Genomic DNA, 21,912 nt, shown 5'->3' with positions numbered 1-21,912 from the left:
GCACCTCTATTCACCGATTACATTCATCCCTGCTGTAATTCTCGATATTCCTCCGGAGTGACCCCTACCGATTTTTTGAAAATCTTACTGAAGTACGTGTAATTATGGTAGCCCACCTTTTCTGCGATTTCATACACTCTCATTCCTCTGCTCAACAGATACGCCTTCGCATGTTCAATTCGAACTCGGGTCAAGTACGTAATAAAGTTCTCTCCTCGTTCCTGTTTGAACACACGGCTGAGATACGACGGATTCACACTGATTTGGCTAGCGATACTTTGCAGTGAGATATCTTCCGCATAATACTTGTCGATCAATTCAGTGGCGAGATCGGTGTAGGTGCTTTCCTGTTTGGTTTGGGAATCGGTTTGGAAGTAATACGCAATATGAGCAAGCATATCTTGGTGGATATCCTCCCAATACTCCCCCTTTAGAACGATTTCATAGGGTGATTTCTCTGTTAAAGAAGGTGCACCTCTTTCCGTAGCTCGGGATAGATGGGAATGTATCGTTTCCATTACCATGATATATTGCTTGCGAATGCTATTCTCATCCGCTCGTAGCTGTTCCAGATTGGATCGGATTCCTTCAAGGAACTCTTCCGCCTTTTGGTTGTCTTTGCTTACCCACAACTTCAACAAATCTCGTTCTTGTTGCGGGCTTAAAGCCCCCTTAACTTCATGTCGATCTGGGGATTGAACCATATCATCGTAATACAGCACCTGGTTGCTTCCTGTGAAGAACCCCTGTTCTAGAGCCGTTTCTGCCTCTTGGCAGGCCTTCCTGATGTGAAGGAAACCGGAAGTCATTCTACTTACCCCAGCCGTGAGCGACAGATTCATAAAATCCTTGATCGAAGACAGCAATTTATTACATAGTTTATTCAAGTCGGCGTGTACAGATTGGCTCTCAGGAAGTACATTAACGATCACCCAATATTCAGAGGAACTTTCAACAAAAATCTCTTTCTCCCACTTCGATGGAATGATCTCTTCCATAATATTAAGAATCGAAAATCGGAGCAGCTTTTCCCCCTTCTCAACATATTTCCGCTTTGCATCCTCGTAATAGTTCACGATGAACTTCATGACAACCAACTGGTCCGAACGTATACGAAAATGCAGTTCTTCCGCTTTGGTGACGATATCCTCCTCACTAATGAATCCGCTTACAATATCTTGAAAGAAACTATCCTTTAGATATCTTAGGCTCTTGTAATAGTCCTGTGTTATAGAGGGTGTGTTGGTTGGGTGAACATGTTCACTTTGCAGTTTCTGTCCAACAGTGCTCAGGAGATCAATAAGGGAGGATTCGGTGATTTCACTTTTAATCAAGTAATCTGAAGCGCCAAGTTTTAGCGCCTCTTTCACATAATGAAATTCGTCAAAATTACTCAGGATGACATACTTACAGGTTTTCAGTACGCAGGAGGCCTCTTGTATAAGCTGTAGCCCATCCATAATCGGCATCTTGATATCTGTAATAATTAGATCAGGCATCACTTCAAGCGCAAGGCTTAATGCCTCTTTCCCATTTCCCGCTTCACCAACAACATAGAAATTGTACTCTTCCCAATTCAGCATGGAACGAATTCCAACCCGCATGAGCAATTCATCATCTACGATCATCAGTTTATACATGCGTATCCCCCAACATGAACCATTTTTAGATATTTTACCATTAAACGAACTCTTGCAAAGATGTCTAGCGAACCTTATTGCATGGTAAATATCATAAATTCCACTTTTACAGAACGTATGTTCCTGTTATAATTAGATTATCGTATTTAGTGCAGTATACAACTCCCACCTGGAAAGGATACATATCATGAATTTATACAAGTTTGAATTAACGGTGAATGGATATCTGTTACGTGTTCATTTTAGTGCATCAGAGGAAAGTGGACTGAAATGGTGCAAACGAATTGCTTCTGAATTCCAAAGTAATGTTGCCAACCTGGAGATTAAAGTTGATATACATAAAAAGCAAAAACAAAAAAATGCATGGGAATATCACGGTAAGCCGTATCTATATGATCGAACATTGAGGAAAAAACCACTTGCGAAGAAAAACAAGGCGTCTGAATCATCTGCTGTTATGTAAAAATAAACTTACATTGCGACTTAACTGTTATTCTCAATGGATAGACAAAAAGACTAAAGAACGGTTCACTGATAATAACAGATAACATCAGTGACCGTTCTTTAGCCTGTTTTAAAAGTACTACTGACACTACGATCAGGACTGATCTTACATTTTTACGCCCCGGCGTCTCCAATCATTTGTCGTTCAATTTGTTTCATTTCATAAAAATAGCCTTTTTGCTCCATTAGCTCTGAATAAGAACCCGATTCCACAATCTTGCCTTGGTCCATGACCACAATCCGATCCATCTCTTCCAATCCGGTCAGCCGATGGCAGATCAGGAGAAATGTATCTTCGGATGCTTGTGCAAGAAGATGCTGGAGCACATGTTTCTCTGTGACGTAATCCAGCGAAGACGTGGGTTCGTCCAGAAGCCATAACCGTCCTTTGCGCAGCATGGCCCGTGCGAGAGCCAACCGCTGCTTCTCACCATCCGACAGGTTCTCCCCTTTTTCATACACCAAATCACTCAACAACTTATTGGGCAGTTGTACTTGATCCAGCACAGCCGACAGTTGTTCATCCGAATGTTCTTCTCCATTCAGCAACAGGTTGTCCCGGATGGTTCCCCGGAAGAAATGACTTTGCTGCAACACAACATTTGCCCTTTGCCAAATACTCTCCTCATTCAGTTCCTGCACCGGAACATCGTTTATCCGTATATCGCCAGACGTTGGTATACGCAGCTTGAGTAACAGATCAATAATCGTTGACTTACCTGAGCCGCTCGGCCCGACAATCGCTGTTTTGGAGCCTGCTGCAAGTTGCAGAGATAGCTCCCTCAGCGCCGGTCTCCATTCCCCTTCATATTGGAAGTTAACACCGGATAGTTCAATCGAAACCGCCTGATCGGCTGAAACTTCACCGCTTGGCTGTACAGGTTGTACATCGGAGGTTGGCACCGTTTCCGCCAGTCGCTGAGCGGCGTGTTCACTGTCCTGCTTATATAGAGGTAATATAGCCATTGCCGCAGCTTCTTCGAACACGGTCTGCGTAGCCAGGATCAGCATGGCGAGGAATACACCCGCAAACGCTCCATTCACAATTAAGAAAGCGCTGAGTGCTAGCACTCCCCATGTAACAAGATACGTCACAAAAACGTGCATGGATTGCCCGCGCAGCAAGTGCGAAGCGGCTTGCCTCTGTTCCGTTGCCAATGCAGCGGAAGCCTGCTGAAGCTGCTCTTCGCGCTGTTCCAATTGGCCGTATACTTTCAAATCCCTGAAACCATACAATACTTCGGTTACTTCCGTGGACAGCAAGGCACGTTGCTGGCGGACACGTCCGTGTATTTTTCGCTGACCTAACAAGACAATACCTGGTACAACAAATGCCGTAATCAGCATACCTAGTACTAACAAACATGCAATCCAGATCGAAAAGGCCGAAGTGAACAGCATGGTAGCCAAAAACACCATAACGACCATGATGGGTGGATACGCGACCCGCAAAAAGTAATTTTGCAAGCTTTCCACATCACCCACGATCCGCGCAAGCAGATCCCCGCTTCGGTTTTTGTTCAATATACCTGGCGTTACCGGGATCAGTTTGGCAAAAAAGGATGTCCGCAAACGGCTCAGCATGGAGAATGTTGCTCTGTGCGAATACAAGCGTTCTCCGTAGCGGCTCGCCGCTCGAAGGAAACCAAGCAGTTTGACCATGGAGGTGAGTACAATTAAGGTGTACAGCGGTGGCGCAAATACCGTTTGCGATATCATGTAACCACTCGCGGAAAAGAGAGCTACACCTGCTATCCCGGCGATAAATCCGCCCAATAGCGAAAGCAAGATATCCTTGCGCTCCTGAATCATCGCTTTTGACAGAATCGTCAGCTCATTCATGCTAACCCTCCTTTCCGTTGTACATCAACCATCTCCGCATATTGAGGTAGGCGCGCCAGTAGCGCTTTATGATGTCCTGAATCCACCAATACCCCATTGTCCATAAACAAAATGTTGTCCGCATGTTGAATTGTATATAAACGGTGTGCCACCGTAATCATCGTTGCCGTTTTGGCTAATGCCGCAATGGATTGTTGCAATACCCGCTCGGTGTGCAGATCCAGCCCTACTGTGGGTTCGTCGAACAAAATAACCGCAGGTCGCTTCAGAAAAGCACGTGCCAAAGCAAGTCTTTGCTTTTCCCCACCAGATAATCCCCGGCCACCTTCACCAACAAACGTATCTAATCCCTGCTCCAATTGTGCAACAACGCTAGCAAGCCCTGCTTCCTCTGCAGCCTGCTCAATTTCAGCTCTGGAGACGTTCCGACCCGCGCCAATGGCGATATTTTCGGCAAATGTACCTGCAAAAATATACGGATGCTGTGTAATGTAGCTAACACGTTCAAACCATGCAGCCTCATCATGTTGCAAAAGCTGGCTTCCGTTAACCAGAACCGCTCCAGAATCTGGTTTCAGCAAACCAGCAATGAGATGAAGCAGCGTGGTTTTACCTGAGCCACTTTTGCCTACAATAGCGATCTGTTCTCCCGGTCCAATCGAGATCTGTCCTGTCTCAAGTCCAAAGGAATCAGATTTGTACTGGAATCGGACATCGTTCAGTTCAATGGTTGGTGGCATTGTTATCAACTCGGCGCGAGTTGTACGAAGCTCTTCCGTCTTTGCAATTGCATCGACATCGGTTAATTCGCTTTGATCCGGTCCTTCTTCAGGCTTCGTTTGTGTGCTCTTGATACTTGTTTCCTCAAGCATTTGTTCCACCTTACGAATGGCCCCCATACTGGTTCGCCCGCTGTGAAAAGCCGTTCCTGTATTCTTCAACAGACTGTAAAACTCAGGGACGAGTAGCAACACAAGAAAGGCCGTATGAAAGGTCATCGATTTGAAAACGAGTAATTGGATAGCCAGTTCAAGCGCAACAATACCAATGCTTAACATCACAATCGATTCCAGCATAAACGTATTTGTAAATGCAATTTTCAAAATGCCCATGGTGGCATCACGATATCCCAGACTGCTGCGTTCAATCTCCTGTTGCTGACGTTTAGCCCGTCCGAATATTTTCAACGTAACCAGTCCTTGAAGCGAATCCAGAAATGTACCGGAAAACTCAGCCAGTTGCGCGTATTTTTCTTCTGATTTGTTTTTCGTTTGGAGCCCAACCAAGATCATGAACAGCGGGATAAACGGTGCCGTAAACAGCATAATCCAGCCTGTGTTGGCGTGCTGCGTAAATGTAACAACCAGAATCAGAATCGGGATCATCGCGGCTTCCATCATACGCGGCATGTACTGACTGAAATAACTGTCGGCTTCATCCACAGCATCCAAAGCAACACTGACCTTTCCTCCCGTCTGTCCACTCAGGGTTGAAGGCATGGAAGCGCGGGTCAGCTTCTGCAATACAGATGCTCGCATATTCGTCTTGGCGCGTGCTGCCATATGCAAGCCCACTTTCCCGTTTCCATACGACAATAGTGCACGTACAGCCATGACAGCCAGCAATAGGCCCAGTAACAGAACCACGGATGAAAAGGAAGCTTTCTCTACAAAGATTCGCTGGACTGCTTCAGCCACCAAGGTGGCCTGACTTATTATAGCTACACCAAGCGCCAGCGATATGATCGCAAGGAGAAGCCTGTTTTTTCGTTGTAAAGACATTTGCTGCGAGATCAGATTGGATTTGGCTCTCCTCTTCATTGAACGCTCCTCCTTTATTTTTTCCCTTTCACATAATCCGCATCAAACAGGAACAGTTTGAAGACCAGAATCAGAGAAGGAATTAACAGGCACAGCCCTCCGATAAACACAACGACTAGTGCAAAGCCCATTGCAGGTGGTGTGGCGCTGCTCTGAATGGTGATGTATGGATCAAGAATGTAAGGATATTGCCCAATCCCGTAAGCGAAAAAGGCTGTGAGAAATTGCAGCATGATGCATATAAAAGCTAATCCGTAACGCCGTCCGTTATATAACAGCCACATGGCAATCATGAAAAATGCAACGGATAGCGCCAGTAGCCACCATAAATCCATCATATTTTGAAAATGACGCTCATTGTGTTGACCTAAATATATAAATGCAGTCAGCGCGAGAATAATGGTCGGTGTGCTCCAGAACAGAGCATAGTTTCGCATTAGCTTCAATGCCGAATGATCCTCTGCCCGAGAAGCGTAAAATGTGAGAAATGACCCACTAATGAACAATACGGACACGATCGCCAGTCCAACGATGCTCCACGATAATGGATTCGTAAATAGTGCCCAGTAATCCAGGGAAACGGTATCCCCCTGCTTCAAAATAAAGCCACCTTCAGACAGGGTCAGTGCCACTGACAATGACGCTGGAATAAGCAACCCGGTAGCTCCGTATAAAAACAGATATACGACGTTATTTTTGGAACCATAATTCTCGAAAGCATAGAACGACCCACGAATGGCAAGTAGAATGACGGCAATACTTCCTGGAACAAGCAGCGCGGAGCCATAATAATAGGCCGTGTCCGGGAAAAATCCGACGATACCAATATAGAAAAAGACAAAAAATACATTGGTGATCTCCCAGACCGGTGATAGATAACGGGAGATCAGACGATTAATCAGATGATCCTGCTTCGTCAAGCGTGCGTAAAAGGCGAAGAAACCTGCTCCAAAATCAATGGAAGCTACAATAAGATAGCCGTACAAGAACAGCCAGAGTACTGAAATACCAATTAATTCATAACTCATCAGGCCTGATCCCCTTTCTTGGCTGATTGATCATGCTTCTCCTTCAACCATTTCTCCATCTCGAGTTCAGCAGGATTGTTATTGAACAACCGTCTCAGTACGACGACACACATAACGCCTAGCAGGATGTAGAGAAGCAAGAAGACGAAAAATAAAATTCTTACACTCGGTGAAGAAGTGGCGGCCTCTTCCACTCGCATATAACCTCGGATGATCCATGGCTGCCGTCCCACTTCGGCATAGAACCAGCCCATCTCAACGGCCAGAAAAGCAAGCGGTGCACTGAGTGCAACCATCCGAAGCATCCACTTGTTAAACTGATTACGTTTCTTCCAGAATACAAACAGGAAGTACAGACTTGATATAGCAAGCAGAGCGAAACCAATTCCAGCCATTAGATCAAACAAGTAATGCACAAGCAGTGGTGGCTGCTCATCTGGTGGAAATTCGTTTAGCCCGGTAACCTCGGCGTTAAAGTCTCCAAAGGCAAGGAAACTGAGCAGTTTCGGCAAATGAAGAGCGCCTATAATTTCATGTTCTGCATTCAGCCATCCCAAAAAAATCAAATCCGCGCCGCTTTCCGTTTCGAAATGCCACTCGGCAGCTGCGAGCTTCTCCGGTTGATGCTCAGCCAAAAACTTGGCAGATACATCTCCAGCTAAAGAATTTAATAAACTGAATACAAGAACAACGGCCATCATGAGATTCAAGCCTTTTTTGTGGTAGGCCGACACTCCTTTTCTCAGCATCGCAAAGGCTGCTATTCCTGCTAACAGGGCAGCTCCTGTCAGATAAGCCGAGCTTAATACATGGAACACTTTGGAGAACGTCGCCGTATTCAACATCGCTTGTACGGGGTTCACTGCCATGAATTGACCTGCTTCCATGACAAAACCTTCAGGCTGGTTCATGAATCCGTTCACTGTTGTAATAAAAACAGCAGACATGCCTGCCCCGGCGACAATCGGAATAGTCAGCAACCAGTGGATATACGGATTTTTGAACCGATCCCATGTGTACAGATAAATGCCCAGGAATATCGCTTCAAAAAAGAATGCGAATACTTCCATAAATAGTGGCAGTGCAATGACATTCCCGGCAAGTTTCATAAAATTCGGCCATACCAAGGCCAACTGCAGCGATATCGCTGTACCTGTCACCACACCTACCGCCACAGAAATGACAAACCCTCTAGACCACCTCTTTGCCATAAGTATGTAATGGTGATCCTTCTTCCGAATACCGATGAACTCTGCAATAGCAATCATCAAAGGTACACCTACACCCAGCGTTGCAAAAATCACGTGGAATCCCAGCGTCAAACCAGTCACCAGCCTGCTCCATAACACCGTATCAATAGCCATTCTTTGTGTTGCCTCCCTTCAAACTCTGTTCAATTTAGAAACATTCAATATCAGATTTGGCCAAGCTCAATGCAAAGTTGCGAAAAATTTCACAAAGTTAGGTATGACGATATCTTGCCACACCTATAATGCGTTTACTCCTGTAGGCCCCCGATAATAACAAGCATTGGATGCCTATTAAAATCTGACATTGATGCACTTTAAGTACTAACCAAGCCTATTAATCAAAATTATTATATCTTTATTTTTACCTAATTCAATCAAAGACACGTCTTCTACCCTAAACGTTCAAGAAAGGATCAACTCTTTCTGACAACTTGGTGAAAAACAAAAAATACACCCAATGGAGCTATTGATTCATTGGGTGTAAACGTGTTATTGCACGGCAGATTCGCTTTTTTACTTGCTTACTTGCTCTGGACTCACCGCACCTGCCTCGCGACTTACGCTCATGATGATCAGTGATGCAGCTAATACCGTAAGGATGATTCCAAGCATCTGAAATCCTGTTACATTAAATGTATCTCCCATGACAATCCCAATTAATAACGACGATAAGATGGTCCCCAGATAGCGTGATGTATTAAAAATACCCGATGCGACTCCAATCATTTCTTTGGGTGTGCTTTTAAACAGGGCAGCTTGCATGCCGACCGCGTTTAGGCCGTTACTTATTCCAAATAAAGCTAAGGCAACAATGATTATGAAGATTGGAGAAGTTTCATTCATAACAACGATCAATATAGAGCCAAATGTCATTAAAGAAGCGGATACGATCAGAGCTGGCCGTGATCCTGATCTGTCAATCCAGCGTCCTGCGATTGGAGCAATAATGACTGAACATAACCCCAAAGCTAGCATACTCATTCCTGTATGAACTTCATTGAGATGACGTACCTGCTTCAAATACGTAGGAACTCCAAAAAAAAGTGCGTAAAACAGGATGTTCACCAGCATGTATTGCACATTCACCCAAGTCATTTCGGGATATGAGGCAAACGTTCGCAGAGGGATGAAAGGCGTGGCTGCTTTTAATTCATGTCGGATGAACATGACGAGTGCGATTAACCCGATCCCCCCTGTCAGCAGATGCCATGTTGAAATATCTCCTGTGGAATTTACTGAAAGTAGTCCGATGAGCAGAGTCACCAAAGCTACCGTAAACATCAGGATACCTGGTGCGTCAATTAACGCAAGCCATTGCCGAATGGACATGTGACCAGAGATAGACGGAGATTGCCCGTCCTTGGGAATTGTTTTCCAGGCGAACCAAAAGCTTGCCATGACAAACGGAATATTAACGAAGAATATGCTGTGCCAGTCCCACCAATGAATCAATACTCCACCAATAAAAGGCCCAATTGCAGCCGCTCCAGAAAGGAATATAGCCAAGGTGGACAAGGCGGAGGCTTGTTTTTCAGTCACGTTAATTCTGACAATCGCCATTCCGACGGCCACCATCATGCTTGTGCCAATCGATTGAACGATCCGGAATACGATGAGCCACGAAAAACTGGGAGACCACGGAGCTAGCATGGACGATACAAAAACAATAACAAGACCCATAAGGAAAATCTTCCTGCGGCCAAACAAATCACTACACTTGCCCATGACGGGTTGAGCGACAGCACTGGCAATGTAAAATGATAAAATAATCCACGAAACGGCTGTAAAATTAAGTTGATACACTTGTTGTAGCCTGGAGATTGCCACAGAAATCATGGAAGAATTCAACGGATTCAACATAATTCCAAGTCCAACAGCTAACATCAATCCTTTATTTCGAACGTTCATTGGTGCACCTCTCTCTCTTCTGCTGTTATCTTACTTGAACGTATTCATTTATTCCAACGCATTATATGTTATGATTTGATGAACTAGAAGGAATGAAAGGGATGGTGCAAATGGAGCTTCTTCAACTAAAATATTTCCTGACGGTGGCCCGATGCGAACATGTAACGGAAGCTGCGGGAAAGCTGCATGTCACGCAATCCTCCCTGAGCAAAACGATACAACGATTAGAGGACGACCTGGGAGTCCCTTTATTTGATCGAATCGGGAGAAAGCTGCGACTAAACGACTTTGGAAGAACATTTCTTCAGCGAACTGAAAAAGCTTTATTTGAATTGGAACAAGGAAAGCGGGAAATCGCTGACCTCTCCAACCCGGATCAGGGTACACTGCAATTGGCAGTGACTACGGCAAGCACATTGCCAGGTATACTCCGGGAATTCCGAAAAAATAAACCGGACATTCAGTTCCATGTGCAAATGGTTTCGTTAGAAAACATGTCCAGACTTCTACATCGGGGCGAGGTGGACTTTTGTCTCTCTTCCCCTCCGATTGAAGGTGACGATATCGAATGTCAGATACTATATGACGATCCGATTGTAGTCGCTGTTCCTATGGGTCATCGATATGCAGACCGAAGCAGCATTCAATTAACCGAGCTTAAGGACGAGCGGTTTGTTGGGGTGAAGCAAGGGTATGGGGTTCGTGATATGGTAGATTCCGTATGTCAATCCGCTGGTTTCCTACCGAAGTATGTATATGAAGGTGATGAGCCTGCAAGATTAACAGCCCTTGTTGAAGCGGAGATCGGTCTCGCTTTTATACCTAGCACAGCCAGAAACCCGCATGAGCGCATTAGATATCTTCAGGTAGAGAAACATCAACTCGTTCGGGAAATCGCTCTACTTTCGCACAAAAACAGATATATTTCCAAAGCCGCTTTAGAGTTTCGCAGCGTGGTTATGGACTACTTCAGTGCTATGCCATGAGCATAAATTCAATCCAGAGGAGATGTCATTTTGAAATTAAAAGCGGAGAAATTTGATTATATTTCAGAGACAGAACGGCTAGTCATCCGACCATTACAGAAAGACGACTATGAAAATTGGTTGAATGAGTTTGAAAACCGCTTGCCCTCCCAACACCGCCATGATAAAGGGAAAATGGATATGAGTGAATGTACACTGGATTGGTTTCATGATCTGGTAGATCGACACCAGGAGTTAGCGCGTACAGATGCGGTTTATGTATTTGGTGTGTTTAGAAAGCATGATGGTACATATCTGGGTATGATTGATATTGCTACCTTGGCGAGAGATCATTTTCAATGGGGAAGCTTCGGATACACGATCCATAATCAGTATTGGCGAAAAGGTTATGGGAAAGAAGCAGTGAATGAAGCACTTCATATTGCATTCGAACATTTGAAATTTCACCGCATAGAAGCTCATATTAATGTGGATAACACCCCTTCCATGAAACTGGCAGAGAGTGTTGGTATGGAATTTGAATGTCTACGTAAAGGGTTTATACACGAAAATAATGAATGGACCGATCACTTGGTGTATTACAAAAATTCTATTTAATCTAATCCGACCGATAATCAAAAAGCGAACAAAGCACTTGCGTGCCCTGTTCGCTCTTTTTGGTGCAGCCAGATTGCTGTCTTCACCTTACTCGCCCAAGCTATTCCAGAATGATTGGAACGCGCCTTTCTCCACTTCCAGGAATGCCGGAACATTACCATAACGAACCAGACCTTCACCAAACAGAACCAGTGGGACCTGCGTTTTGTCTTCCAGCGTGAGATAGATGATCTTGCGATCTTCCTTGCCGTAGAGGTTCTCTTCCAACTCCGGGCTCGTTGCGATTGGTTTGGCAGCATTTAGCGATGAAATAAAGCTTTCCAGTGATTCATCCGCTGCTAACGGTTGAAGCTGCTGCAATCCATTATTCCAGCTGTTAAACGTCTCCCATTGCGCCGAGGCGACGTTGCCTTCGAGATGAAGCTTGCCGATCAAGTCTGCTCCGCTACTGATGGTGATCCCGTTATTTTTGTCGAATAGTTGAGCATACACCTGACCATCGATCTCGGTGTAAGACATGATACGGAAGTCCTTGTCGTAGCCATTGACCGCATAGATGTCCGCTTCGCCAATGTTGGAAGCAAGCTCCGTATATTTATCCTGGCCGCTCAGCTCATCAATGCCGCCAGTGGTGGTACCCAGTTTATCTCCCCGCAGGCTGAGCGCATTGGCGCCTTCAAGCAATGTTGGGGACTGTGTATATACGCTTCCTCCATAAACAACCAATTGCATCATATCGGCCATCGCGCCTTTGCCCTGTGAACTCGGCAACTCCATCTTCGGAATCAGGACCGGGTCAAACGACGCGCCTGGAGTCACCGCTGCCACCTGTGGTGTTGGTGCGGCTGGTCCATTGAATTGTTGCCATACACTTGGCGCAGCCAATCCAACGCTGGCAGCGATAACAACACTTGCAGCAATGTATAGTGGTTTACGTTGACGTTTTGGTCCCTGATGTTGCGTGTTTAAGGATTGCTCTACCCGTTTTTTCATTTGTTCATTTGTTTTCATGTGATCCACCGCTTTCTTGTAGTTTTGTTTGAATTGTTCTTCGTTCATTACAGTTCCTCTCCTTCCAGCTCCAGTTTTAACAGCTCTCTTCCTCGCTTTAATCTCATCTTCACCGCTGACTCGCTAATCTCCAGAATCTCGCTGATTTCTCGGATTGCATAATCTTCGTAATAATACAGATGAACCACCGATCTATACTTGAGGGGCAGTGACAGCACGAGTTCGATCAGCGCGTGATCTTCCGGGTTGTCCGTTGTAAGGGCGTCGACACCCTCCAGCTTGACCTCCCGTTTGCGCCAGCCTCTGCCTAATAAGGATTTGCAATGATTGGTGATGACCCGAATCAACCATGCTTTTTGATGCTCTGCATCGTTGAATGTAGGGGCTTTTTCTATTAGTTTGATGAAGGTATCCTGAGTGGCTTCCTCCGCGTCTTCCCGTCTGCCGAGGTGCACCATGGCAATCCGGAACAGCGTATCCGCGTATGTCTCGTAGACTTTCATCACATGATCGCCCAGCTGGGGCACTGATCGCTGCATGGTTGTTATGCCCTCCTTTATACCTCTAACACTCTTACGGACGGCATTTGGTCACATTTTGTTTTGAATTTTTTTATTTGTCCATTTCATTCAAAATGCAAAAAAAGAAAGCAGCTCCATGAAAAGGAGTTGCTTTCTTCATCTTTGTCTTTATTTTCATATAAGTTGCATATCGTACCACCAATTAGAATTTCTTCTGTAAAAGCTCGATATTGTCTTCCAAACTGCTATCCAAGCTTACGCCTACCTTCTGCAGTTTGTTTTGGTAATATGCTTTTACATCTTCCCATTTATAGTACGGATAGGTCTTTGTTTCAATCGGGAAGGCAATCTCTTCTTCATTTCTAAGCATTTTTACGAGAACATCCTTACCATTGGAATACAAAATCCATTGGATGTTTGCTCCCATCGGTGAGATGACCGAGCCATTCCAATTTTTGGTTACATCTTGCGGTTTGTCGATACTCACATTAGCTCCGGCAATATCCAGGAATGAAGATAGTGGAATAATGGTTTCTGCATGAGCAAAACGAAATACACCAGCCGTGTCTTTCTGCTGAATGGACTGGTCGGTAGACACGATCAACTCTTTGACCAGAGGTGCAATGATATTTTGCGGCAGATCCGTTGACGTTAAAGATGGACCTTTTTCATAAAAGTCATTGATATTATCAACGCTCTCGTACCATTTCAACTGATTAGCCGTGAAATACCGCCCGAATTCGAAATCACCTTCTCCTTTAATATTCGAAGAAATGATGTACAGTTCGTATAGATTAGAAGCAGCCTCGGTTGGGTTGCTGAGCTTCACTTTTCCCTTCTCATCCTTCAGTTCAAACTCTCCAGTGTTCAGCCGTTGATAGAAGTCTTCAGAGAAAAATTGCAGAAGGACCTCTTTTGCATAACGCGTTCCAGTGCTCTGTGTGACATAATCCTCGTATAACTTAACCCAGTCTCCATCTTCTACGTACTCATTATACTTTGTAGCCAAGTCGTAGGGCCGTAGATAGGGGTCTTTCCCTTCTTCAAAGGCTGAAACCTGAATGTCTACTTTGTTATCTCCCAAGCTTTCCTTTAACCCGTCAATAAACTGATCTCTGCTCTGCGGCGTTCGATCTTTGAAAGTCGCTTGTGCAATCACTTTTTTATCCGATGTAAATAGTTCTTTGAAATTCTGCCCAACCCTGGCCCCTATTCCTTTCAGTTCTTCTCCACCCGTAGTGGATAACAATCCATAATGATCTTTTTCAACCTTCATCAGATTGCCAATTTCCTTCTTCAGCTCTTTGCCCAGATTAGTGATCTGCCCGTCCTTTTCAGCGATGTCGAGCAATTCAAATAACGTCTTGTCGTACTTGGAACTGGATAGATGTCTGGAACCATGTCTCCCTATGTAGTTAATAAATATGGGTTCATATCCAATAGGAGCTTTTGTATAACTTGTTTCCTTAAAAGGATATGGCGTTTTGGTACCGCGGTATCCCTGCTGATCATTCATTTTTTGTCCAACAAACACCGATTGGGTATTGTTATCCCAGTCTACCTCTTGCCCCAAGGCTTCCCCAATCGCTCTTGCAGGTACATAAGTGACTCCATTGTAGAGAAACGATTCGCCTTCCACCCTTTGTCCGTTCACAACCACATTAGCCGATTGTTCAGAAACTTCGATCATGCGTTTGGAGCCTGCACCATATACGTCAAACACACTTACAGACGTTAAGATGGCGAGTGATGCTACTGAAATCCCGATTTTTTTGATCATCATAATGAATGGTTTTCTCCTTATTCCGCCTGATATGGGTTTATTTTCGCTCATCATACTATAGGTGAGAAGTGTCTGCGCCGTATCCATCCTATGTTAATTCATTGTAAAAGAGTACATATAAGTATTGACGTATAATCATATAACGACGAAAAAGAGCCGCTCCTTAGCGACTCTTGATCTGCATAACAGGCTATCTTGCTCCGAGACACATGAACAAAATAGTTATCACATGTCTCGCACTATCATAGCGCCCTATATATTTTTATATCTATCCCTGACTCCGTCGGATGACCTTCTCCAACAAACGTTTCACTGTTCAAAAAAGATAAAGCCTTGCTATCCGTAATCATTTTGGGGGAAGTACGAAATAAAGCAGTTTTCAGCGTTTTGTCGATATTTCCGTTATTTTCGATATAAATTTTGCAGGAATGACCTGTGTTGTCTGTCCCTTGGAGCATGTATCTTGCCGATAGAGTATGCGGACCACCATTCTTCCCGATAATCTGCGTATCCACTCCTCCACCCAGCACGATTCCTTCAAAGTACTTTCCGGTTACGCTGCCTGTAAAAGTAATCATGACAACCGAATCATCTTCGCTATTCTGCAAATCAAAAGATTTCTCAATGTTCACATGTACCGTAAACAATTCCTCTAATTCCACGTGTTCCCACCTCCATATGGATTCAATTATAACTCTACTCACTAAAAAAAAGATTTACATATTTCCTTTAAATCATTTAAAATAGTTTACACAATGTAAAGGTTAACAAGATGTAAATGAAGGGGTTAATGACGTACATGAGTACATTACCAAAATCAGTTCGCTTTCCACTGTTCATTCTGATGTTAAATCTGTTTATCGCTTTATTGGGGCAAGGGATGCTCATCCCCATATTGCCGGAGTATTTGAAGCTTTTTCATGCGGGAGGCACAGTAGCAGGATTTTTAGTTGCAGCCTTTGGTGCCGCTCAATTCTTCTTTTCACCTCTCGGGGGACAACTGTCTGATCGATTTGGACGCAAAAAGTTGATCATCGCAGGTATGTTTCTGTCTGTCATTTCAGATATCATATTTGCGTTGTCGACGTCATTGCCGTTCCTCTATGTCGCACGATTTATCGGTGGAATCAGTCTTGGTTTAATGGTTCCTGCCAACCTCGCATATGTCGCCGATATTACAACGCCAGAGACACGTGCAAAAGGCATGGGCTATTTCGGCGCAGCTATGAACTTGGGGATGGTTCTGGGACCTGGTCTGGGCGGTCTCATCGCCGAGATGGGCATTCGCATGCCCTATTTCTTCGCAGCGGGGCTGGGACTGATTGCGGCCCTGATGACGCTGCTATTGCCTGAGACACTTCCCCCCGAGAAAAGAACGGTCTCCATCCGTCTTCAAAAAGGAGATCACCTGGGCAAGAAAATCTGGAGTTCATTTAAAGTCCCCTATTTCAAATACTTGATTGTGTTGCTTGTCATGACCTTTGGTCTCATGAGTTATGAGACGGTATTTGCTCTTTTTGCAGAGCAAAAATACGGATTCGACGCTGCTACGATCTCCATCATTATTACCTTGGGCGCGATTATCGGTATCATTGTGCAGATCTGGCTTTTGGATTGGTTTGTACAGAGAATCGGTGAAGTTAAGTTGATCCGTCTATCTTTAATGATCACACCCATAGCTTTATTGTTAATGTTAATTAAGGTCAACCTTGTGTTTCTGTTGTTCGCGTCTGCGTTATTCTTTGCATTCAATTCATTTTTGCGTCCTTCGGTCAGCACGTTAATATCCAAAAATGCAGGAGATCGGCAAGGTTATGCATCCGGTCTGAATACTACATTTTCCAGTCTCGGAACAGTGATTGGCCCGCTGATCGCAGGGCTATTGTTTGACAAAAACATAAACTTCCCGTATATTTTTGGTGCAATTATGCTACTCGCTTCTCTCGGACTGACCTTGAACGCATTTCGTTCGAAGAAAGGACAATTGTATACAAGTGAATGAAAACTGGCACCAACAATTAGGAAATAAACATCGTGATGATTTGATTGCAGCAGGTAAAGAGCTTTTTTTAAAATATGGATTGCTCCAGGTGAAGATTAAGGATGTATGTACAAAAGCTGAACTTAGTAGAGTGACCTTTTATAAACATTTTCAGTCTATGGATGAGCTTCTTCTAGCCATTCAGATGCAACTGATCGAACACTTAACGGATGAGATTAGCCGTGCATCAACGAAGGACTTGAATGGACGAGAACAACTCACGGTTATGTTGAATGCATGGGTTGTTTATGCCGAGAATCATCCAGACTACATCCGGTTTATTCAATTATTTGATATCAACTATGAGATGTATGATTTTAGTCCTGAATTAAGAGAAGAGTATGATAAGTTCAACCAGAACGGGAAAGAAAAACATTTCCTGATGGGCGCTTTATCCCAAGGCGTTGTTGACGGGAGTATTAAGAATCCATCCCCTCCGTTGGATCTGGCTCAGTTTATCTTCACAACGATGATGGGCATGCTCCAACGCATGGTAACTATTCGTGCTGCTCAGGATAATTCATTGGATATGCGGATGACGGAGCAATTTGTGAAGATGCTGCTTCATTTTGTTTGTAGCGAGGAAATACCTGATTGATGGTATGGTAGATGGATCGGTGAAACAAAAGTTTGAAATAAAAAACGGATTCCGTATGCTGGAATCCGTTTTTTCGCTTCATTAATTAAGCGTTAATCCGTTAGTACGGGCAACTGTCCTACAGCTTTCAGTTGACCAAGCAATACTTTGATCCCGGCAGACGTATTTGGTTCCTGCTTCCCATATACAGCAATCCCTGAGCGCACGTTCTGCAAATAGATCATCTCGTATGGGTTACCCAGTGACAATAGCGTGTATCGCTGATTACTCTTGTTCATCGCATTAATCAAGGTTTGATAATCACTCCAACCGAACTGGCTGGCCACGTTGCGGAATTGGTAAGAAGCAAGAATGACATAATTCGCCTTGCCAATCGCTTGAAGTGTTTCATTCATTTTGCCTTGTCCAATAATCGATATTTCAGTCTTTAATGACAGGTTATTAGCGGCTTGCAACAGTTGCTTCTGAAGCTGTTTCGCCTGTTCCTGCTCGGCTGCGACAATTACAACCCGGTCGCCTTGCTGAATTGGATCAGGAAGCACACCTTCGTGGCTGCTGAGTACGGTGACCGCCCGCTCTGCGATGTTCTGCTCCACCGCTCGATGCTCCTTTGATCCAATAATACCGTTAAGCTGAGTTAGCTTTTGCGTAAGAGTTTGGCTGTGTTCAAACAAACCATATTTCGCTTTCATCTCCAAGATTCGTTTCACGGATGCATGTATGGTTTCATCCTTGATCGTTCCATTGTTCACTGCGTTCACCAGTGTTTGATGGGCCGCTGCTGAATCTTTTGGCATTAGGATGATATCAACCCCTGCGGAAACGGCGCGTTCCACCGATTGATTCTCCCCAAAATGCTCCGCAATTGTATTCATGGTAAAGGCATCCGACACGATGAGTCCTTCATATCCCAGCTCTCCGCGAAGAAGCCCTGTCAGTACCTTTTTCGATAAGGTGGCAGGAATCGGTACACTTTCACCGTCTTTGAGCGAAGTGACATGTTCGTTGTCTATAGCAGGAAAAGCAATATGTGCGGTCATAATAATCTCTACACCATTTTTGATTGCAGCCTGAAACGGTTTTAATTCTACCGCATCAAGCCGTTCTCGGTTATGGGCAAGCACAGGCATACCAAGATGGGAATCTACCGTTGTATCTCCATGTCCCGGAAAATGCTTCACTGCCGCCATGACCCCTGATTGCTGTAGCCCTTTTATCGTTGCCAGACCAAGCCGTGTCACCAAATCCGCATCCGAGCCAAACGACCGTATACCAATGATGGGGTTATCAGGATTGCTGTTGATGTCCAGCACTGGCCCAAAATTAATCTGCAGTCCCAGTGCCTTCAGCTCTTCCCCTGTCAGCTGACCAGCTGCTTCGGCTAGTGTTACATCTCCAGTTGCGCCAAGCGCCATTTGACCTGGCAGGTTCGTACCGCCTGGTATTCGCTTAATAACGCCTCCTTCTTGGTCGATGCTAAGAAATAGAGGAATGTCACCTGCTTCTCTTTGTATATCATGTGTGAACGTTGTAAGCTGCGTCACGTCTGCAATATTTTTGTCAAATAGAATGAGTCCGCCCAAGTCCTGATCATGGATAGTGCGCTTCAGCCCCTCATTGACGGTCGTTGTCGCTTTATTATTCCATTGCCTAATGTCGGGCATAAGCATCTGACCAACTTGCTCACTTACCGTCATATAGGATATCAGCTTGTCCCAATTTTGTGTCCGAATGGCCGCTTCACGTTCGAAGCGAATTACTCTCGCCATAAATACGGCATATTCAGCGCGCGTGACAGCTTGATTCGGACGGAAGGTGGCATCTGAATAACCGCCGACCAAGCCGTTTGAACTCATAATAAGAATGGGGGCTGCTGCCCAATGCATGTCCGTATCTGTCCATTTTGCGGGGTTCTTACCTTCCGCGAGTGCATATGCCCGTGTAAGGAAGGCCGCAGTCTCTGCTCGGCTAAGCGGTGCGTCTGGACGGAAGGTTCCGTTAGGGAAACCACTTGCAAGTCCATTTTTAGCAGCTATCATGATTTCTCGATGGAAAGGGTGTGTAGTAGGAACATCTGAATAAGTTGTGCCTTCCACTGCTCTTTGAAGCTGATCTGGATAAAGCTCGCGCACCATAAAAGTGACGGCTTGTGCCCTTGTCACAAGTGCCTTAGGCTTGAAAATGCCATTGCCATATCCGGCTACTGTTCCCCGTTTCGCCATATACGTGATGCCATCTTCTGCCCACTTTGAATGTTTGAGATCAACAAACGTTTCTTCCGCAGCTGCCGTTCCCACCCCTATAAGCATAGAGCCGACAACGGCACCAATCATCGTCATCCATTTTACATGCATTTGTTTCACTCCTGTTGTATTCTATGGATGAATAGACGCTACTACGGTATAGTTTGTTGCGTTTTCATTAATTCAATGAAGTTGTATGCAAGTCATGACTATCCCTTCACGCCACCAATCGTCATGCCCTGAACAAAGTATTTCTGTAAGAACGGATACACCATCAGAATAGGAACACTTGCAATAATGGTCATGGTCGCTCGAATCGAGGTTGGTGTGACCGCTGTTGCATTACTTTCGGCAGATTGATAAGCATCACTTGCTGATGAAGTCGCTGAGGTCGTTGAAGTTTGCAGAATCTTCATCAATTCGTATTGCAACGTGCTTAATTCTTTATTTGAAGAATTGTACAGGAATACATCGAACCAGGAGTTCCATTGTCCCACAGCTACAAAGAGTGATACGGTTGCCATTGCGGGAATCGTTAGCGGCAGGACAACGCGGATAAATGTCGTGAACTCCCCTGCCCCGTCAATACGGGCTGACTCCAGAATGCCTTCAGGAAGACCTTCAATAAAAGAACGGATGACAATCATATTGAAGACTCCAATTACACCCGGAATGATATATACCCAGAAGGAACCGATCAATCCAAGGTCTCGAATGAGCAGATAACCGGGGATCAACCCCCCGCTGAAGTACATCGTGAATACAAAAAACATCGTAACAAACTTGCGAAGCACAAATTCCTGACGACTAACCGTATACGCAAGCATGGCTGTACAGAAGACGGACACCACGGTTCCAATGATCGTACGCAGCGCCGAGATCAGAGTTGCGTGATAAATATCGGATTCGCCAAAAATGTATTTGTAGTTGTCCAGTGTCCATACACGAGGCCATAGATATATTCCACCCCGAATGGCATCATTTGCATTATTAAAGGATACGGCAATCATATTAACAAAGGGATAGATTGTCACAATCATCAGACATACCATGAAGATAATGTTAATGGTATCAAACGCTCGATCCCCGGTGCTGCTATTCCGCAAGCGGGATGTGTTTCCTTTACGCATGGCATGGGCCTCCTTTTAGAATAGTCTGCTCTCTCCCATTTTTTTCGCTATATAGTTCGCGGAGAAAAGGAAGATGAAGCTGACCACAGTTTTGAATATGCCTGCTGCTGTACCTAAGGAAAAGTTCCCCATCCCTAATCCATATTTCAGTACAAAGATGTCCAGATTCTCTGAATAGTCCATATTCATCCCGTTACCCAGCAGATATTGTGGTTCGAATCCGGATTCCAGAATACTTCCCATGTTCATGATCAACAAGATCACAATAACTGGTTTCAAGCCAGGCAGGGTGATATATAACATCCGTTTGAAGCGACTGGCTCCATCAATCTCGGCAGCCTCATATTGCGCCGGATCAATCGCCGTAATTGCTGCCAGATAGATAATGGTGTTCCAACCGACATCCTTCCACACCTCGGTCGCTCCCAGAATCCCCCAGAAGTATTCACCTTTCCCCATCCATAACACCGGGCTGTCAATCAGGTGAAGCTTCATCAGCAGCAGATTAATGATTCCGTCTGGTGACAGGACTGTTAATACAATGCTGGAAGCAACAACCCAGGAAATAAAGTGAGGCAGATAACTGACAGTTTGCACAAAGCGTTTAAATATGACATTTTTCAGCTCATTTAATAAAAGGGCCAGTGTAATTGCTGTCACAAATCCCAATACCAGTTTAATGGAACTCATAACAAGCGTATTTCGCAGCACCCGGTAGAAGGTATTATCTTCAAATAACGTACTAAAATGTTGCCAGCCTACCCACTGCTGATCCGAGAAGGACCTCGCCGGTTTGAAATTCTGAAAAGCCATGGTCCATCCCCATAACGGCAGGTACTTGAAGATAAACGCCCAGATGACAAAAGGTATACACATCCAGGCAAGTGTTCGTTGCTGCACAAGTCGCTTGAAGAACGAGTGTGCTCTGGTTCCCTTCGGACTCGAGGCTGGAGGCATCGAGTTAAGGGATACATTAGGTTTCTCCACGGTGAACCTGCTCCTTTCCTATG

Annotated in this window: 18 protein-coding genes; 5 read left to right on the top strand and 13 right to left on the bottom strand. The window is 44.8% G+C overall.

What is annotated here, in order from left to right; all coding sequences use genetic code 11:
* Positions 1-23: 23 nt before the first annotated feature.
* Positions 24-1,640, bottom strand: a complete 1,617-nt coding sequence (locus V6669_RS15340) for a helix-turn-helix domain-containing protein (protein WP_338594794.1) — start codon at positions 1,638-1,640, stop codon at positions 24-26.
* Positions 1,641-1,827: 187 nt separating this feature from the next.
* Between V6669_RS15340 and V6669_RS15335 the strand changes: the two genes are divergently transcribed.
* The gene (locus V6669_RS15335) at positions 1,828-2,103 is read left to right on the top strand and encodes a hypothetical protein (RefSeq protein WP_338594793.1); all 276 of its coding nucleotides are present in this window, start codon (positions 1,828-1,830) and stop codon (positions 2,101-2,103) included.
* Between the two features lie 155 nt (positions 2,104-2,258).
* Here the strand turns inward: V6669_RS15335 and cydC are convergent, their stop codons facing one another.
* The 5 genes from cydC to V6669_RS15310 form a co-directional block, all read right to left on the bottom strand.
* A complete protein-coding gene (gene cydC / locus V6669_RS15330; protein ID WP_338594791.1) occupies positions 2,259-3,986 on the bottom strand; it encodes a thiol reductant ABC exporter subunit CydC in 1,728 nt (575 codons plus the stop codon).
* Complete coding sequence (gene cydD, locus V6669_RS15325) at positions 3,983-5,806, bottom strand: thiol reductant ABC exporter subunit CydD (RefSeq protein WP_338594789.1); 1,824 nt, start codon at positions 5,804-5,806, stop codon at positions 3,983-3,985. Before cydD ends, cydC begins: the two co-directional genes overlap by 4 nt.
* 14 nt (positions 5,807-5,820) lie before the next feature.
* A complete protein-coding gene (locus V6669_RS15320; protein ID WP_338594788.1) occupies positions 5,821-6,834 on the bottom strand; it encodes a cytochrome d ubiquinol oxidase subunit II in 1,014 nt (337 codons plus the stop codon).
* Complete coding sequence (locus tag V6669_RS15315) at positions 6,834-8,198, bottom strand: cytochrome ubiquinol oxidase subunit I (RefSeq protein WP_338594786.1); 1,365 nt, start codon at positions 8,196-8,198, stop codon at positions 6,834-6,836. The genes V6669_RS15320 and V6669_RS15315 overlap by 1 nt, the downstream gene beginning before the upstream one ends.
* A gap of 399 nt (positions 8,199-8,597) precedes the next feature.
* A complete protein-coding gene (locus tag V6669_RS15310; RefSeq protein ID WP_338594785.1) occupies positions 8,598-9,992 on the bottom strand; it encodes an MFS transporter in 1,395 nt (464 codons plus the stop codon).
* 110 nt (positions 9,993-10,102) lie between these two features.
* Here V6669_RS15310 and V6669_RS15305 point away from each other — a divergent pair, with 110 nt between their 5' ends.
* Positions 10,103-10,978, top strand: coding sequence for a LysR family transcriptional regulator (locus tag V6669_RS15305; protein WP_338594958.1), 876 nt, complete (start codon positions 10,103-10,105; stop codon positions 10,976-10,978).
* A gap of 30 nt (positions 10,979-11,008) precedes the next feature.
* Positions 11,009-11,575, top strand: coding sequence for a GNAT family N-acetyltransferase (locus tag V6669_RS15300; protein WP_338594784.1), 567 nt, complete (start codon positions 11,009-11,011; stop codon positions 11,573-11,575).
* 87 nt (positions 11,576-11,662) lie between these two features.
* Here V6669_RS15300 and V6669_RS15295 read toward each other — a convergent pair whose 3' ends face one another.
* The 4 genes from V6669_RS15295 to V6669_RS15280 form a co-directional block, all read right to left on the bottom strand.
* On the bottom strand, positions 11,663-12,634 hold the full coding sequence (locus V6669_RS15295) for a hypothetical protein (RefSeq protein ID WP_338594783.1): 972 nt from the start codon (positions 12,632-12,634) through the stop codon (positions 11,663-11,665).
* Positions 12,634-13,125, bottom strand: coding sequence for a sigma-70 family RNA polymerase sigma factor (locus V6669_RS15290; protein WP_253435717.1), 492 nt, complete (start codon positions 13,123-13,125; stop codon positions 12,634-12,636). Before V6669_RS15290 ends, V6669_RS15295 begins: the two co-directional genes overlap by 1 nt.
* A 184-nt stretch (positions 13,126-13,309) precedes the next feature.
* A complete protein-coding gene (locus V6669_RS15285) occupies positions 13,310-14,890 on the bottom strand; it encodes a histidine-type phosphatase (RefSeq protein ID WP_338594780.1) in 1,581 nt (526 codons plus the stop codon).
* Between the two features lie 242 nt (positions 14,891-15,132).
* On the bottom strand, positions 15,133-15,552 hold the full coding sequence (locus V6669_RS15280; protein ID WP_338594779.1) for a DUF3237 domain-containing protein: 420 nt from the start codon (positions 15,550-15,552) through the stop codon (positions 15,133-15,135).
* Between the two features lie 137 nt (positions 15,553-15,689).
* Between V6669_RS15280 and V6669_RS15275 the strand changes: the two genes are divergently transcribed.
* Positions 15,690-16,892, top strand: a complete 1,203-nt coding sequence (locus V6669_RS15275) for an MFS transporter (RefSeq protein WP_338594778.1) — start codon at positions 15,690-15,692, stop codon at positions 16,890-16,892.
* Positions 16,885-17,529: a TetR/AcrR family transcriptional regulator gene (locus V6669_RS15270; protein WP_338594776.1), complete on the top strand. Its 645-nt coding sequence runs from the start codon at positions 16,885-16,887 to the stop codon at positions 17,527-17,529. The genes V6669_RS15275 and V6669_RS15270 overlap by 8 nt, the downstream gene beginning before the upstream one ends.
* Before the next feature lie 92 nt (positions 17,530-17,621).
* On the opposite strand, the gene V6669_RS15265 is transcribed toward V6669_RS15270, so the two are convergent.
* From V6669_RS15265 to V6669_RS15255, 3 genes are all read right to left on the bottom strand, one after another.
* Positions 17,622-19,883 carry a glycoside hydrolase family 3 N-terminal domain-containing protein gene (locus V6669_RS15265; RefSeq protein ID WP_338594774.1) on the bottom strand — a complete coding sequence of 754 codons (2,262 nt, stop codon included), beginning with the start codon at positions 19,881-19,883 and terminating at the stop codon, positions 17,622-17,624.
* A gap of 98 nt (positions 19,884-19,981) precedes the next feature.
* Positions 19,982-20,902, bottom strand: a complete 921-nt coding sequence (locus V6669_RS15260; protein ID WP_338594773.1) for a carbohydrate ABC transporter permease — start codon at positions 20,900-20,902, stop codon at positions 19,982-19,984.
* Positions 20,903-20,917: 15 nt separating this feature from the next.
* On the bottom strand, positions 20,918-21,859 hold the full coding sequence (locus V6669_RS15255; protein WP_047844314.1) for an ABC transporter permease subunit: 942 nt from the start codon (positions 21,857-21,859) through the stop codon (positions 20,918-20,920).
* Positions 21,860-21,912: the final 53 nt, after the last annotated feature.

It is taken from the genome of Paenibacillus sp. Y5S-9 (assembly GCF_036894235.1).
Classification (GTDB): domain Bacteria; phylum Bacillota; class Bacilli; order Paenibacillales; family Paenibacillaceae; genus Paenibacillus.
This window is presented reverse-complemented; position numbering and strand designations above follow the sequence as displayed.

Bases quoted from the DNA above. Each gene is read 5' to 3' on its own strand.
- V6669_RS15255 (WP_047844314.1), bottom strand. From the start codon at position 21,859: ATGCCTCCAGCCTCGAGTCCGAAGGGAACCAGAGCACACTCGTTCTTC.
- V6669_RS15315 (WP_338594786.1), bottom strand. From the start codon at position 8,198: ATGGCTATTGATACGGTGTTATGGAGCAGGCTGGTGACTGGTTTGACG.
- V6669_RS15295 (WP_338594783.1), bottom strand. From the start codon at position 12,634: ATGAACGAAGAACAATTCAAACAAAACTACAAGAAAGCGGTGGATCAC.
- V6669_RS15320 (WP_338594788.1), bottom strand. From the start codon at position 6,834: ATGAGTTATGAATTAATTGGTATTTCAGTACTCTGGCTGTTCTTGTAC.
- V6669_RS15260 (WP_338594773.1), bottom strand. From the start codon at position 20,902: ATGCGTAAAGGAAACACATCCCGCTTGCGGAATAGCAGCACCGGGGAT.
- cydD (WP_338594789.1), bottom strand. From the start codon at position 5,806: ATGAAGAGGAGAGCCAAATCCAATCTGATCTCGCAGCAAATGTCTTTA.
- V6669_RS15285 (WP_338594780.1), bottom strand. From the start codon at position 14,890: ATGATGATCAAAAAAATCGGGATTTCAGTAGCATCACTCGCCATCTTA.
- V6669_RS15340 (WP_338594794.1), bottom strand. From the start codon at position 1,640: ATGTATAAACTGATGATCGTAGATGATGAATTGCTCATGCGGGTTGGA.
- V6669_RS15305 (WP_338594958.1), top strand. From the start codon at position 10,103: ATGGAGCTTCTTCAACTAAAATATTTCCTGACGGTGGCCCGATGCGAA.
- V6669_RS15290 (WP_253435717.1), bottom strand. From the start codon at position 13,125: ATGCAGCGATCAGTGCCCCAGCTGGGCGATCATGTGATGAAAGTCTAC.
- cydC (WP_338594791.1), bottom strand. From the start codon at position 3,986: ATGAATGAGCTGACGATTCTGTCAAAAGCGATGATTCAGGAGCGCAAG.
- V6669_RS15275 (WP_338594778.1), top strand. From the start codon at position 15,690: ATGAGTACATTACCAAAATCAGTTCGCTTTCCACTGTTCATTCTGATG.
- V6669_RS15310 (WP_338594785.1), bottom strand. From the start codon at position 9,992: ATGAACGTTCGAAATAAAGGATTGATGTTAGCTGTTGGACTTGGAATT.
- V6669_RS15335 (WP_338594793.1), top strand. From the start codon at position 1,828: ATGAATTTATACAAGTTTGAATTAACGGTGAATGGATATCTGTTACGT.
- V6669_RS15265 (WP_338594774.1), bottom strand. From the start codon at position 19,883: ATGCATGTAAAATGGATGACGATGATTGGTGCCGTTGTCGGCTCTATG.